Origin of the sequence: Escherichia sp. Marseille-Q3837 (assembly GCF_916618735.1) — a bacterium.
Classification (GTDB): Bacteria; Pseudomonadota; Gammaproteobacteria; order Enterobacterales; family Enterobacteriaceae; genus Escherichia; species Escherichia ruysiae.
Map to the genome: position 1 here is coordinate 375,947 of NZ_CAKAKC010000001.1, position 14,646 is coordinate 390,592.

The 14,646-nt window shown below is 50.0% G+C and carries 14 protein-coding genes; 6 read left to right on the top strand and 8 right to left on the bottom strand.

The genetic code is table 11. The features are described from left to right. Positions 1 to 2: 2 nt before the first annotated feature. The 3 genes from mreD to mreB all read right to left on the bottom strand — a co-directional run bounded on the left by mreD (position 3) and on the right by mreB (position 2,703). Positions 3 to 491 carry a rod shape-determining protein MreD gene (mreD, locus tag LG381_RS01730; protein ID WP_000135265.1) on the bottom strand — a complete coding sequence of 163 codons (489 nt, stop codon included), beginning with the start codon at positions 489 to 491 and terminating at the stop codon, positions 3 to 5. Further along, entirely contained in the window at positions 491 to 1,594 is a 1,104-nt protein-coding gene (gene mreC / locus LG381_RS01735) for a rod shape-determining protein MreC (RefSeq protein WP_000802526.1), read from the bottom strand. The genes mreD and mreC overlap by 1 nt, the downstream gene beginning before the upstream one ends. 65 nt (positions 1,595 to 1,659) lie before the next feature. Then, complete coding sequence (gene mreB, locus LG381_RS01740; RefSeq protein WP_000913396.1) at positions 1,660 to 2,703, bottom strand: rod shape-determining protein MreB; 1,044 nt, start codon at positions 2,701 to 2,703, stop codon at positions 1,660 to 1,662. A 159-nt stretch (positions 2,704 to 2,862) separates the two neighbouring features. Here mreB and LG381_RS01745 point away from each other — a divergent pair, with 159 nt between their 5' ends. Beyond that, complete coding sequence (locus LG381_RS01745) at positions 2,863 to 3,012, top strand: hypothetical protein (RefSeq protein ID WP_016159494.1); 150 nt, start codon at positions 2,863 to 2,865, stop codon at positions 3,010 to 3,012. Here the strand turns inward: LG381_RS01745 and csrD are convergent. After that, positions 3,009 to 4,949 carry an RNase E specificity factor CsrD gene (gene csrD, locus LG381_RS01750; RefSeq protein WP_001241425.1) on the bottom strand — a complete coding sequence of 647 codons (1,941 nt, stop codon included), beginning with the start codon at positions 4,947 to 4,949 and terminating at the stop codon, positions 3,009 to 3,011. The two genes, LG381_RS01745 and csrD, sit on opposite strands and share 4 nt — an antisense overlap. 151 nt (positions 4,950 to 5,100) lie before the next feature. Between csrD and LG381_RS01755 the strand changes: the two genes are divergently transcribed. The 5 genes from LG381_RS01755 (at position 5,101) to accC (ending at position 10,003) form a co-directional block, all read left to right on the top strand. Then, positions 5,101 to 6,075, top strand: a complete 975-nt coding sequence (locus tag LG381_RS01755) for an oxidoreductase (protein ID WP_222679562.1) — start codon at positions 5,101 to 5,103, stop codon at positions 6,073 to 6,075. Positions 6,076 to 6,172: 97 nt separating this feature from the next. Further along, entirely contained in the window at positions 6,173 to 7,177 is a 1,005-nt protein-coding gene (gene msrP / locus LG381_RS01760) for a protein-methionine-sulfoxide reductase catalytic subunit MsrP (protein ID WP_225761952.1), read from the top strand. Next, positions 7,178 to 7,777, top strand: a complete 600-nt coding sequence (msrQ, locus tag LG381_RS01765) for a protein-methionine-sulfoxide reductase heme-binding subunit MsrQ (protein WP_001240072.1) — start codon at positions 7,178 to 7,180, stop codon at positions 7,775 to 7,777. Positions 7,778 to 8,172: 395 nt separating this feature from the next. Further along, complete coding sequence (accB, locus tag LG381_RS01770) at positions 8,173 to 8,643, top strand: acetyl-CoA carboxylase biotin carboxyl carrier protein (RefSeq protein WP_000354618.1); 471 nt, start codon at positions 8,173 to 8,175, stop codon at positions 8,641 to 8,643. Between the two features lie 10 nt (positions 8,644 to 8,653). Next, positions 8,654 to 10,003 (top strand): acetyl-CoA carboxylase biotin carboxylase subunit, encoded by a 1,350-nt coding sequence (gene accC, locus LG381_RS01775; RefSeq protein WP_000884623.1) that lies wholly within the window; start codon positions 8,654 to 8,656, stop codon positions 10,001 to 10,003. Positions 10,004 to 10,088: 85 nt separating this feature from the next. Here the strand turns inward: accC and LG381_RS01780 are convergent, their stop codons facing one another. From LG381_RS01780 to LG381_RS01795, 4 genes are read right to left on the bottom strand one after another with little or no spacing between them, the layout of a single operon-like run. Then, complete coding sequence (locus LG381_RS01780) at positions 10,089 to 11,135, bottom strand: aldose 1-epimerase family protein (RefSeq protein ID WP_225761953.1); 1,047 nt, start codon at positions 11,133 to 11,135, stop codon at positions 10,089 to 10,091. Further along, on the bottom strand, positions 11,132 to 12,094 hold the full coding sequence (locus tag LG381_RS01785) for a sugar kinase (RefSeq protein ID WP_225761954.1): 963 nt from the start codon (positions 12,092 to 12,094) through the stop codon (positions 11,132 to 11,134). Before LG381_RS01785 ends, LG381_RS01780 begins: the two co-directional genes overlap by 4 nt. A gap of 21 nt (positions 12,095 to 12,115) precedes the next feature. Beyond that, the gene (locus LG381_RS01790) at positions 12,116 to 13,105 is read right to left on the bottom strand and encodes an ABC transporter permease (RefSeq protein WP_137325783.1); all 990 of its coding nucleotides are present in this window, start codon (positions 13,103 to 13,105) and stop codon (positions 12,116 to 12,118) included. Beyond that, on the bottom strand, positions 13,106 to 14,605 hold the full coding sequence (locus tag LG381_RS01795) for a sugar ABC transporter ATP-binding protein (protein WP_085460261.1): 1,500 nt from the start codon (positions 14,603 to 14,605) through the stop codon (positions 13,106 to 13,108). Positions 14,606 to 14,646 lie beyond the last annotated feature (41 nt).

Genomic DNA, 14,646 nt, shown 5'->3' on the forward strand with positions numbered 1-14,646 from the left:
CTTTATTGCACTGCAAACTGCTGACGGATTTTGCGCATCAGCAAGAAAATCCACGGCCAGAGCACACCATTGACTACACTACTCCAGAACACTTCGGGTCTGAAAGAGACGTTGATCACTAAAAACTCTGCCCAGAAAACAATAATATCCACTACCAGCGAAAGCAACATGACGACCAGCGCCTGCTGCCATAATGCCAGGTTGCGGAAAAGCTGGAATTTCAGTGCTACCAGATAAGCAATGATACTCATCGACAACGCCCGGACACCGAGCGTAGAGCCACTGATCAGATCCAGTATGGCACCCATCACAAAACCTGTGCCCACATTTACGCGATGGGGCAAGGCCAGGATCCAATACAGCAAGATGAGCAATACCCAGTTTGGCCGGAAAACGATGAGATTATCCGGCCAGGGCATAATTTGTAGTAACAAGGCGATGAGGAAAGAGAGCCAGATAACCCAGCGCCCCTGGCTACGATATCTCGCCACTATTGCCCTCCTGGCGCACGTGCAGGCGGTTGAGCACCACTTTGCGGCGGCGTAGCCCTTTGTGGAGAGCGGTTAGCAGCGGGCTGTGTCGGCGCAGCAGGCGCAGTAGCTGCATTTCCTGTCGTCGGTTGCTGCGGAGTCGGCTGAGCGATCCCCGTTGCCGGTTCAGGTAACTTTGGCCCCATCGCGTCTGGCGAAGGCAATACCTGCGGCATCATCTGCATCAGACGTTCATTAGCAACGCGATGCACCTCTTCCGGCGTCATCGGGTTAGCGCCGTTACGATCTGCGCCCCACAGCAGCAGCAGATAACGCAAACGTTGCAGTCCCGCAGTCGGACGCGCCTGGATCACGGTATAAGCGCGCTGGGTATCGAGTTTCACAGAAGAGACGACCGCCACCGGATAACCTTCCGGGAAGCGTCCACCAAGACCAGATGTCACCAATACATCGCCAACACGAATATCAGTATTCGCTGGCAGGTGCTCAAGTTGTAAATCATCAGTACAACCGTTACCCGCAGCAATTACGCGGATATCATTACGGAGTACCTGAATTGGCAGTGCATGGGTCGCGTCGCAAATCAGCAACACGCGGCTGGTCAGTTTGGCGACCGCCACCACCTGGCCAACAACACCTTTGTCGCTGATGACCGGCTGGCCTTCATAAACTCCGTTAACGCTGCCTTTGTCGATAACGACTTGATCGCTATACGGATCGTTAACCGTAGAGATAACCTGGGTCACCATCTTTTGCTCATCCTGGCGCAACGGAGAACCCAGCAGCTCGCGCAGGCGCGCGTTCTCCTGTTTGTATTGTCCAAGCATCAGCAGTTCGCTGTTTTTCAACAGCAATTCCTGACGTAACGCCCGGTTTTCAAGTTCTAGTTGATCACGCGAGGCCAGCGTCTGTGATACGCCATCCAGCAATTCTCGAGGAGCATTGGAAACAAAGTAGAAAGGACTGACGGCGGTATCCATATAGGTACGGATTTGACTAAACATCCCCAGGCGACTGTCGGCAATAATAACGCCGAGCGCCACCAGCACCGCCAGAATAAGGCGAATCTGTAGCGACGGGCCACGGCTAAAAATTGGCTTCATAAGTTATGCGTATTCTCGTATCAGACCAGGCAGGGCAAACAGATGTTCCCCCTGCCTGCATCCGATTACTCTTCGCTGAACAGGTCGCCGCCGTGCATGTCGATCATTTCCAGTGCTTTGCCGCCACCGCGTGCCACACAGGTCAGCGGGTCTTCAGCAACAACAACTGGAATGCCGGTTTCTTCCATTAACAAACGGTCAAGGTTACGCAGCAGCGCACCACCGCCAGTGAGCACCATTCCGCGCTCGGAAATGTCGGAAGCGAGTTCCGGCGGGCACTGCTCCAGCGCAACCATCACCGCGCTAACGATGCCGGTCAGCGGTTCTTGCAGCGCTTCGAGGATTTCGTTGGAATTCAATGTAAAGCCGCGTGGCACGCCTTCTGCCAGGTTACGGCCACGAACTTCGATTTCACGGACTTCATCGCCCGGATAAGCAGAACCGATTTCGTGTTTGATACGTTCTGCAGTCGCTTCACCGATCAGAGAACCGTAGTTACGACGAACGTAGTTGATGATCGCTTCGTCGAAGCGGTCACCGCCAATACGTACAGAAGAGGAGTAAACTACACCGTTCAGAGAGATAACAGCAACTTCAGTAGTACCACCACCGATATCAACCACCATGGAGCCGGTTGCTTCAGATACCGGCAAGCCGGCACCGATTGCTGCTGCCATCGGTTCTTCAATCAGGAATACTTCGCGGGCGCCTGCGCCCTGCGCGGATTCACGAATAGCACGACGCTCAACCTGGGTAGCGCCAACCGGCACACAAACCAGAACTCGCGGGCTTGGACGCATAAAGCTGTTGCTGTGCACTTGTTTGATAAAGTGCTGGAGCATCTTTTCAGTCACGAAGAAATCAGCGATAACGCCATCTTTCATTGGGCGAATGGCAGCAATATTGCCCGGCGTACGGCCCAGCATCTGCTTCGCGTCATGACCTACTGCAGCTACGCTTTTCGGTGAACCGGCACGATCCTGACGAATAGCCACCACAGAAGGCTCATTCAATACGATGCCTTGTCCTTTTACATAAATGAGGGTATTCGCAGTACCCAGGTCAATGGACAAGTCATTGGAAAACATGCCACGAAATTTTTTCAACATACTAAGGGATAATCCTGAAAGCTGGGGCGGAAAAGAAAATCCGCTTACTTTACCAACCACACGCAGCAGCGACAAGGCGCAAAAATCATCTGCTACGGTGAAAATTAGTGCAGTTTGTTTCCTTTGTTACAAATCTCTACCTGAGTCCAGAGAGGCTAAATGCATCAGCATGCATTCCTCGCCTGTTTGCAACTGCGTAAGGTCATTAATCTGCATATGTGCTGCAACAATCTGGCGAACAGACAAGCACGCTCCCGTGAAACGCAGCGCGCGTTATTCTACGTGAAAACGGATCAAACGGCAGGTTAAACCGAGTATCTTTGTGAATATTTTTTCACGTTAGTATCAAGTGGCTGTGAGGACGCAAAAAAATCTCCCTGCCCACCCAAAACCCCACGCTGAATCAGGGTCTGCCACTCGCTTCGCGAACGTACACCAGTAGCGTAAACCTGGGTGTTGGTCCCGGAACACGCTTCTACCATGCTCTGAACCAACAATTGATTCTCTGTTCGCTTCTCAATGTTTCTTACCAGCCCCGGATGGAGCTTGAGTAATTCAACATTAAGTTCTTTGATCCAACGGGTACTTACCAGCGTCAAACCAGCCTGGTTGACGGCGACCCGAGCCCCTAAAGCATTCATCAAACGAATGACTGGTTGCAAGCGACCGATATGTTGACCAACATCAGCCTCTGCAAGTTCAATAATTATGCGTTTTCGCTGTGATTTTTCACACTGCATCAGCGTATCACGTAGCCAACGCTGGAAACGCGGGCGAATCAACGACTCAACGGTGACCTGAATCGCCAGATTTTCTTGTGGCCAATAGCGTAACAGCGGGATGAGGCGACTGACTTGCAGACGGTCATACTCTTCCGATAAGCCAAACTGCAACACCATCGGCATATATTCCGCCGAACTGACCTCTTCGTTACCATCAAAGATACGACACATCAGTTCGCGATGATGAACCAGCCCTTCACGAGTAACCGCCGGTTTTTGATAAAGACGCGGGCCTCCGCGACTCAGCATTTGCTCGATGAGCGTCCGCCAGCGAACGTTACCGCGTCCTTTTTCAGGTAACGAGTCATCGTAAATAGCCCAGCTATTGCCGCCCTGTAATCCCGCATTGCGCGTGGCGGATTCCGCATGTTCCATCACCTGTTCGGTATCCTGCCCGCTACGCCAGGCACAGATGCCGATGTGAATCATATCATCACGATCGAGCATTTTATTCGTCGGTAAGGTATCGACCGCCTTGATCAATTGCCCGGCAATGCTCTCCGCCTCTTTTAATGTCCGATGTGGCAACAGCACGGCGAAATCGCTACGGTGATAACGCGCCAATAGCGCCCCGGGATAACGCATCATAAATGTCGATAACAGATTTGTCAGGGTAAAGAGCTGTTCTTCAACCTGGCTGTGCCCCCAAGTGTCGCTCAACATATTGAAATCCGGCAGGCGGATCATCATCACGATCCCGTGAGTCCCCACTTTCTCCTGATCTTCCAGTAACGTTGCTAACTGATTATCGAAAAAGAGTCGGTTATTGAGGCCGGTTTTGATGTCCTGAGCAGCATAGGAGCGGATCAGTGTATCAAGACGACTGTGCTGTTCGCGTGCGTTCTGAATTTCACAAAGCAGCGTATCCAGCGCACTGCTGGTTCTGGGCGGCCATTCATAGATGGTTCCCAACACATTCGAGCCACGCTCGCCATTTAAAATACGTGTGGCGCGGGTTTCCAGCAATTCTTGCCCGGCAAGTTGCCGCTGTAACCAGCGTACTGCCAGGAAGAGCATAATAATGATAAATCCAATCGCACCGGTGAGCGGTGCGGTGGTCATCAACGAGTGGAAATAGTTGCCCATCGGGTCCTGATAAACCAAACGCAGCGACATCCCCGGATGTTTAATCAACGGCACAGTCAGTTCGCGAAACAGATCGCTGGTTCCCACCGGACGGTAACTACCATTGCGGGACTGGGTATAAACCTGTTTTTTATCGTGCAAAAGATCCACGCGAACGATATCCGCAGACATCATCAGTTCGCTGATTTGTGGCCTCAATGTGCTGAAGTCATTCGATACAAGGTGAGTATCGATCGCCGTCGCCACTGCCTGAACACGATGACTAAACTTATACTGAATGGCGTTATAGAAACTAAGCGAGCAGCCCAGCAGGGTCACAAAAATTGTTAACCCGGTGAGCAGCGTGACAAAGGCCGAAAATTTCGTCGTTAATCTCATCCTTGTGTTAACTCCGATAGTGAGGACGCGGGCATACTAGCAAATCAGATTTATCTCGCAATTTATTGCGCTTCATCGGCTTTGCTTTTCCATTAGCGAGTATAGTCTTCAGAAATTATTTTCCAATCCATCATGCACATGAGGATCTCTTATGCAGGCGTTACTTTTAGAACAGCAGGACGGTAAAACCCTCGCATCTGTACAGACTCTGGACGCAAGTCGCCTGCCGGAAGGCGATGTGACGGTCGATGTCCACTGGTCGAGTCTGAATTATAAAGATGCGCTGGCGATTACCGGTAAAGGAAAAATCATCCGTAATTTTCCGATGATTCCTGGTATTGACTTTGCCGGAACTGTACGCGCCAGTGAAGATCCTCGTTTTCATGCCGGTCAGGAAGTGTTACTGACGGGTTGGGGCGTCGGTGAAAACCACTGGGGCGGGCTGGCACAACAGGCGCGCGTAAAAGGTGACTGGCTGGTTGCGATGCCGCAAGGTCTGGACGCGCGTAAAGCGATGATTATCGGTACTGCCGGGTTTACCGCCATGCTGTGCGTACTGGCACTGGAAGATGCCGGTATTCGTCCGCAGGATGGCGAGATTGTGGTGACGGGCGCCAGCGGCGGCGTCGGCAGTACGGCTGTGGCGCTGCTGCATAAGTTGGGTTATCAGGTCGTTGCTGTATCTGGTCGCGAAAGTACCCATGAATATCTGAAAAGTTTAGGAGCCAGCCGTATTCTGCCCCGCGATGAGTTTGCTGAGTCCCGTCCCCTGGAAAAACAACTCTGGGCAGGCGCAATTGACACTGTTGGTGACAAAGTACTGGCGAAAGTGCTGGCACAAATGAACTACGGCGGCTGCGTGGCGGCTTGTGGTCTGGCGGGTGGCTTTGCTCTGCCAACCACGGTAATGCCGTTTATTCTGCGCAACGTTCGTCTGCAAGGAGTGGATTCAGTCATGACGCCACCAGCTCGTCGGGCGCAGGCCTGGCAGCGTCTGGTCGCCGATCTACCGGAATCATTCTATTCACAAGCAGCAAAAGAAATCTCACTGACAGAGGCACCGAAGTTTGCCGAAGCCATTATTAATAACCAGGTGCAGGGGCGCACTCTGGTAAAAATAAGTTAAGATTTCGTACAAAATAATTTACATATAACTAACGAATTTTAGCAGCACTTTGACATTCTCCCTGCCATAGTAATCAGGAGCATACCGGGAGTCTGTTATGAAAAAAATTCGTCAATTTACAGAAGCCGATGTCACTGCCGAATCGGCTTTTTTTATGCAACGTCGGCAGATTCTGAAAACGTTAGGCATCAGCGCAGCTGCACTTTCTCTGCCAACCACTACACATGCCGACCTGCTTAGCTGGTTTAAGGGCAACGATCGTCCGCCCGCGCCAGCCGGGAAGCCGCTGGAGTTTAGTAAACCTGCCGCCTGGCAAAATAACCTGCCGCTCACGCCGGAAGATAAAGTTTCCGGCTATAACAACTACTATGAGTTCGGGCTGGATAAAGCGGATCCAGCGGCAAATGCCGGCAGCCTGAAAACCGATCCGTGGACGTTGAACATCAGTGGTGAAGTCGCCAAACCATTAACGCTCGACCATGACGCCTTAACCCATCGTTTCCCGCTGGAAGAGCGGATTTACCGTATGCGCTGTGTGGAAGCGTGGTCGATGGTAGTACCGTGGATTGGTTTCCCGCTGCACAAATTACTGGCACTGGCGGAACCAACCAGTAACGCGAAATACGTCGCCTTCGAAACCATTTATGCGCCGGAACAGATGCCAGGCCAGCAGGATCGGTTTATTGGCGGTGGCCTGAAATATCCTTATATAGAAGGATTACGTCTCGACGAAGCGATGCATCCACTCACGCTGATGACCGTCGGTGTCTATGGCAAGGCGTTGTCGCCACAAAATGGTGCGCCGGTGCGGCTGATTGTGCCGTGGAAATATGGCTTTAAAGGGATTAAATCGATTGTCAGTATTAAGCTGACCCGTGAACGTCCGCCAACCACCTGGAATCTGGCAGCGCCCAATGAATATGGCTTTTACGCCAACGTCAATCCGCATGTTGATCATCCCCGCTGGTCGCAGGCTACCGAACGTTTGATTGGTTCAGGCGGCATTCTGGATGTACAACGCCAGCCAACGCTGCTGTTTAACGGATACGCCGATCAAGTGGCGTCGCTCTATCGTGGCCTGGATTTACGGGAGAATTTTTAAGTGCGACTGACAGCAAAACAAGTGACATGGTTGAAAGTTTGCCTGCATCTTGCCGGATTTTTGCCGTTTGTCTGGCTGGTATGGGCAATTAATCATGGCGGATTAAGCGCCGACCCGGTGAAAGATATTCAACATTTTACCGGTCGGACTGCGCTGAAATTCTTGCTGGCGACCTTATTAATTACGCCACTAGCGCGCTATGCTAAACAGCCCTTATTGATACGCACCCGCCGCCTGCTGGGTTTATGGTGTTTCGTCTGGGCAACGCTGCACTTAACCAGTTATGCCTTACTGGAACTGGGCGTGAATAATCTGACGTTATTCGGTCAGGAATTAATCACCCGACCTTATTTAACGCTCGGAATTGTCAGTTGGCTGATTTTACTGGCTTTAGCATTGACTTCCACGCAGGCGATGCAGCGAAAATTAGGCAAACGCTGGCAACAGTTGCATAACTTCGTCTATCTGGTCGCGATCCTGGCTCCCATACATTATCTGTGGTCAGTGAAGATTATCTCACCACAGCCGGTTATCTACGCCGGGCTGGCTTTATTACTTTTAGCCTTACGTTTTAAGAAGTTCCGTCAATGGTGGCGCTAATTTCATGAACTGTGCGGCTTGTTGCAAAATGCGCGGCGTTGAAAGTTATTTACATGTTAGCTGTTGATTATCTTCCCTGATAAGACCAGTATTTAGCTGCCAATTGCTACGAAATCGTTATAATGTGCGACTTCGTTCTCCCTAACGCGGTTTTTAAGCTGCGGAAAAGGTGACAATGGCGCAACGAAGGTATATTTTGTTTTTTGCCGGAGGATAGCAGCAGATCGCTGCACAATGTCCGTCAAGTCTCACATTGACGCTCTGGGGCAAAATAGACCGGCGTCCCGGTCAGCTGGAATTTATCGCTATGCATACAGCTGTCGGGGCATACGCTTTACAGACGGCGGTGAAACGCCTGTCACAATCACACTAAACAAAGAGTACGGAACCCACTCATGGATATTCGTAAGATTAAAAAACTGATCGAGCTGGTTGAAGAATCAGGCATCTCTGAACTGGAAATTTCTGAAGGCGAAGAGTCAGTACGCATCAGCCGTGCAGCACCTGCCGCTAGTTTCCCGATGATGCAACAAGCTTACGCTGCACCGATGATGCAGCAGCCAGCTCAATCTAACGCAGCCGCTCCGGCGACCGTTCCTTCCATGGAAGCGCCAGCAGCAGCGGAAATCAGTGGTCACATCGTACGTTCCCCAATGGTTGGTACTTTCTATCGCACCCCAAGCCCGGACGCGAAAGCGTTCATCGAAGTGGGTCAGAAAGTGAACGTGGGCGATACCCTGTGCATCGTTGAAGCCATGAAAATGATGAACCAGATCGAAGCAGACAAATCCGGTACTGTGAAAGCAATTCTGGTCGAAAGTGGACAACCGGTAGAATTTGACGAGCCGCTGGTCGTCATCGAGTAACGAGGCGAACATGCTGGATAAAATTGTTATTGCCAACCGTGGCGAGATTGCATTGCGTATTCTTCGTGCCTGTAAAGAACTGGGCATTAAGACTGTCGCTGTGCACTCCAGCGCGGATCGCGATTTAAAACACGTATTACTGGCAGATGAAACGGTCTGTATTGGCCCGGCTCCGTCAGTAAAAAGTTATCTGAACATCCCGGCTATCATCAGCGCCGCTGAAATCACCGGCGCAGTAGCAATCCATCCGGGTTACGGCTTCCTTTCCGAAAACGCCAATTTTGCCGAGCAGGTTGAACGCTCTGGCTTTATCTTCATCGGCCCGAAAGCAGACACTATTCGCCTGATGGGCGACAAAGTGTCTGCAATTGCAGCAATGAAAAAAGCTGGCGTTCCTTGCGTACCGGGTTCTGACGGCCCGCTGGGCGACGATATGGATAAAAACCGCGCCATTGCAAAACGCATTGGTTATCCGGTGATTATCAAAGCCTCCGGTGGCGGCGGCGGTCGCGGTATGCGCGTTGTGCGCAGCGACGCTGAACTGGCGCAGTCTATCTCCATGACCCGTGCGGAAGCAAAAGCTGCTTTTAGCAATGATATGGTTTACATGGAGAAATACCTGGAAAATCCTCGCCACGTCGAGATCCAGGTACTGGCGGACGGTCAGGGCAACGCTATCTATCTGGCGGAACGTGACTGCTCCATGCAGCGCCGCCACCAGAAAGTGGTCGAAGAAGCACCAGCACCGGGCATTACCCCAGAACTGCGTCGTTACATCGGCGAACGTTGCGCTAAAGCGTGTGTTGATATCGGCTATCGCGGTGCAGGTACTTTCGAGTTCCTGTTCGAAAACGGCGAGTTCTATTTCATCGAAATGAACACCCGTATTCAGGTAGAACACCCGGTTACTGAAATGATCACCGGCGTTGACCTGATCAAAGAACAGCTGCGTATCGCGGCAGGTCAACCGCTGTCGATCAAGCAAGAAGAAGTTCACGTTCGCGGCCATGCGGTGGAATGCCGTATCAACGCCGAAGATCCGAATACCTTCCTGCCAAGCCCGGGCAAAATCACCCGTTTCCACGCACCTGGCGGTTTTGGCGTGCGTTGGGAGTCTCATATCTACGCTGGCTACACCGTGCCGCCGTACTATGACTCAATGATCGGTAAACTGATTTGCTACGGTGAAAACCGTGACGTGGCGATTGCTCGCATGAAGAATGCGCTGCAGGAGCTGATCATCGACGGTATCAAAACCAACGTTGATCTGCAGATCCGCATCATGAACGACGAGAACTTCCAGCATGGTGGCACTAACATCCACTATCTGGAGAAAAAACTCGGTCTTCAGGAAAAATAATTGTGATGCGCGGTGCTTTCATCGCGTTTAACAATGAATGCATTCACACCGGGCCTGTTAACACTGCCCGGTGTTTTTATTGCCGCTAACGGTAGCCTGCAATTTCCGCTTTCAACGCACTAATTTCAGCATCGCCATCAACAATTCCCAGCTCAAAGCTGTATGTCTTTGTTTCCCCTGGCTCAATAAAGGGCAGACGCCCCTGCGCTCGTTCTTTATCACGCCCGTCAGGAAAACTATTACTGACCTCCAGTCCCATAACATATTCACCCGCGCCTAAATTTTTCCACTGGATAAAATTGGGTAGCTGCCGGGTGTCGAATTTTTCGTAAATTCCCCATCCCAGTTCGGCATTCACCAACGCAACCTTACTCATTCCGTCATCGTCACTATTCAACGTGAGATAGTAAACCTGCTCGTCAAAACCTGGCTGCGGAGCACAAATCTCCAGATGGTTGGCTAACCCTTCCACCGCGCGCGGAGTCCGTGGCGTCACGCTTTTCGCTGACAGCAATATTTCGGCCCGTGGCGATAATAAAGGCCAGCCATAATTAAAGTGATAGAGAATTTGTAGCGGCTGGCGGGTGAAACCTTGATTAGTAACCCTGTCTTCAATGCGCAGCACATTTTCGCCATAGCGGCAGCGAATGGTTCTCTCAAGCGTCAGATTTTCACCGAACAGCCGCGTTTCCCGCACTTTTCCATTGATGATAAATTCAATACCGTCGTCAGTTCGTTCTGTGCGATACCCCACCTCTTCAGCTGGTGTCGCAGCCAGGCGCCCATGTAATCCTAACGTTTCACCATTATCCTCACAGGGCGTACCGATGTAGCTTAACCCGCAGGTGGTTAATAATCCCGCATAGAAGCTACGCAAAAAACCGTTGCCATGCGGCTCAAAAAAAGCTGGCGCGACGATGCCGTTGGGGGTGATGAAAGAAAGCGCCGTGTCTTTATAGCTGGCCCAGGCAATGTCCAGCGCACGATCTTTTACCACCGTAAACGCCAGCCCCGCACCTGTGCGGACATCAAACGCTTCCGTGCCCTTTGCTCTGCCACTACGTAATTCATAGTGTTTAATCCCGGCAACCTGCGAGAGATCGCCTATCCACGGCCATATTTCATTATTCATTGCGCGGCTTCCCGAATAGTCATGCTATGGCACTGGATAAACGCTTCGATCTCCGCCAACCGGGAAGTCCCTTCCATCGGGCCGCGTCGGGTTACCGCCAGTGCACCGCAGGCGTTGGCGTATTGCAATGCCCGATGGGCATCAAACCCTAGCTGGCGGCAGGCAATCCACGCACCACCAAAGCAGTCTCCCGCACCGGTCGGGTCAACTTCTTCCACCGGATAGCTCTCAACATGAAACTGCTCATTCTCGGAGTAGTAACTGGCACCTTGATTGCCGCGCTTCACAATCACCTCTTTAACACCTTCTTCAAGAAAACCAGCGATTGCACGCTCCGGCGTCGAATGTGGCGACAAGAGCAACACTTCGCCCTCGCTGGGCATATAGATATCCGTTAACTCAAGAACAAAGTGGAGGGCGTCGCGCATTTCTGGAATATCGAGCATCTCTTTCCGAATATTAGGGTCGAAAGAAATAACACCACCATTCTCTTTTACGATAGTTACCGCTTTCTTTACCGCATCGACCATATGAAATGAAAACAGTGATGAGCCCATAATATGAAAATGGGTACAGTCCTTCAGAATATTTTCATCAACATGTTGCGCTGATAATTTACCGCACGCGGCATTCTTAATATTAAAAATAAAATCACGGTCGCCTGACTTATGATACGTCACAAAAGCACTACCGGTAGCTTCCAGAGGTAAGACGGAAATTCCCCGGATATCAACACCATCAGCCGCCAGGCGATGAATATTAATATCGCCAAAACCATCATTCCCCACACAGCTAATGATACCGCATGGAACCCCCAGACGTGTTACCTGGTCAATAAAAATAGCAGGCGCGCCACTGGGATAAGGGCCGTTCCAGACGCCAGGTTGGTCAAATGGCTGGCCGATTTTACTCGCCATAATTTCAACCAGAATTTCTCCAATTGTGAAGACCTTATTCATATGATTAATTCCTTGAAATGATTAGCTGCGTTTTCTTTTATTTCTTACGTCAAAATAAACGGCTACCAGAATGACTAATCCTTTAACCACCATCTGGTAGAAGTAGGGAACGTTCATTAAGTTCATACCATTATTAATAATGCCTATGGTTAATGCGCCGATCACCGTACCCACCACCGTGCCATAACCACCGTTGAGACTGGTGCCCCCCAATACGGCAGCAGCAATGGCATCCAACTCGTAGCTAAGTGCGGAATTCGGCTGCCCTGAGTAAAGGCGCGAGGCGAGGATCATCCCACTAATGCCTGCCAACACCGCCGTAATCATAAAGACTTTAATTTTTAGGCGAGTTACATTAATACCCGAATAGATTGCCGCTTCTTTATTACCGCCGGTAATATATATTTTCCGACCAAAGGTTGTTTTAGTAAGAATAAAATGATTAACCAGCAATAAGATGATTAATATCCAGATAGGAATAGGTATATAGAGAAATTCACCGTTCCCCAGCGCCAGAAAGGCATCATCTTTAATCATGACAGGCATACCGTCAGTCACTATATAAGCGATCCCACGGAAGATCCCCATAGTAGCAACGGTGACAATAAACGAAGGGATACCCGCTATAGCCGTCAAGCCACCATTTATCATCCCCAGAGCCAGTGCTGCAATAATGGATAATGGAACCAATAAAATAAATGGAATTCCCCATGAAGCCCCAAGAGCAGCAAATGTACCAATCAATGCAATAGTTGAACCGACCGATAAATCAATATCGCCAAGTAAAAGAACATAAGTCATTCCATAGGCGGTAATTGCAATTATCGACACCTGAAGAATGATGTTGGTGATGTTATTGGTGGTAAAAAAACTGTCATTAATAAAACTGAACAGAATGATTAACACCACCATTCCACTGAGGATACCACCATATTGCCTGAAGACTTTTTTAAAGCTATTTGCGATGGGAATTTCAGAACGTTTTGGACTGGAGAGAGTTTTCTCTGTCATTTAGCGCACTCCTGTTGCAGCGGTCATTACTTGCGTCTGCGTTAAATTTTCACATGAATAAATATCGGCAATTGTTTTATTACGCATCACCACCAGACGATCGCTTAGCGCCATAACCTCTGGCAGTTCAGAAGACACCAGAATAATGGCCGTCCCCGCCGCCGCCAGTTGGCGTATCACGTTATAAATTTCAAATTTTGCGCCGACATCCACACCGCGCGTTGGCTCATCAAGCAATAAAATTCGCGGGGTTTTCTCCAGCCATTTCGATAATACGATTTTTTGTTGATTGCCGCCGCTCAGCGCCCCCACAGCCTGATGTACGGAACTCACTTTTGTGTTCATTCTGGCGACAGATTTAACCGTTCTCGCCTCTTCTTGCCGGTGATTAATGAGTCCCATCCGCGAAGCGTTATATTGAAACGCTACATGGTGCGTGTTCATATTGACGTCGTGCATCAGCACCAACCCTTCTTCCTTGCGGTTTTCCGTTACGAAAGCAATTCCATGATCAATGGCCTGTTTGGGATTAGCGATCCTGACCTCTTTGCCATCAATCAACACTGTTCCGTGGTACGGAATAAGGCCAAACAGCGCCTTCATAACATCAGAACGCCCGGCACCTACAAGGCCAAAAAATCCCAGCACTTCCCCCGGGCGAACAGCAAAATTAACCTCCTTAAAGAGCGAAGGATGGGAAAGATTTTTTACTTCCAGTTTTGCAGGAACATTTTCATCCGGCTTTTCCCCAAGACGTGCTGGCCAGATATTTTTCATTTCCCGCCCAACCATCTGGGCAATCAAATGCTGGATATCACTGTTTTTCTTTTCATGCGTTGCAATATATTCACCATCGCGGATCACTGAAATATCATCCGAAATCCGCATAATTTCATCCATGCGGTGAGAGATGTAAATAACCGCACATCCTCGCTGTTTTAACTTTTCAATAATATTAAACAAAATCTCTGCTTCGTTATCACTGAGCGAAGATGTCGGCTCATCCATAATCACGACATCCGCCGCGTAGCTTAATGCTTTGGCGATTTCTACCAGTTGACGATGCGCCATCGACATATTGCCGACCATTTCCAGCGGATCCAGTGGGATGCCCAGTTCCGCGAGCAGACTCTGGCAATCTGCGAGCATTTTTTTATCGTTAATAATGCCAAAACGGCGTGGTTCATTATTGGCATAAATGTTTTCCGCCACTGTCATATTGTTGCTCAGGCTTAATTCCTGAAAAATAATAGCAATCCCTAACTGGCGTGAATGTTGTGGATTATTAATGGTGATGGTTTCACCACGTAGTTTTATCGTTCCCTGAGTTGGCGGATAAACTCCAGCGAGTATTTTCATTAATGTCGACTTACCCGCTCCATTCTCGCCTAATAAAGTATGCACCCGCCCTTTGCGTAAGGAGAGTGTAATATCTTTTAACGCCTGAACATGACCAAATGTCTTCGCAATATGCGAAACATCAAGAATAACATCCGTCATAATGACATCGGTGTCACAACAAAACGCCGATGACGTTTTGT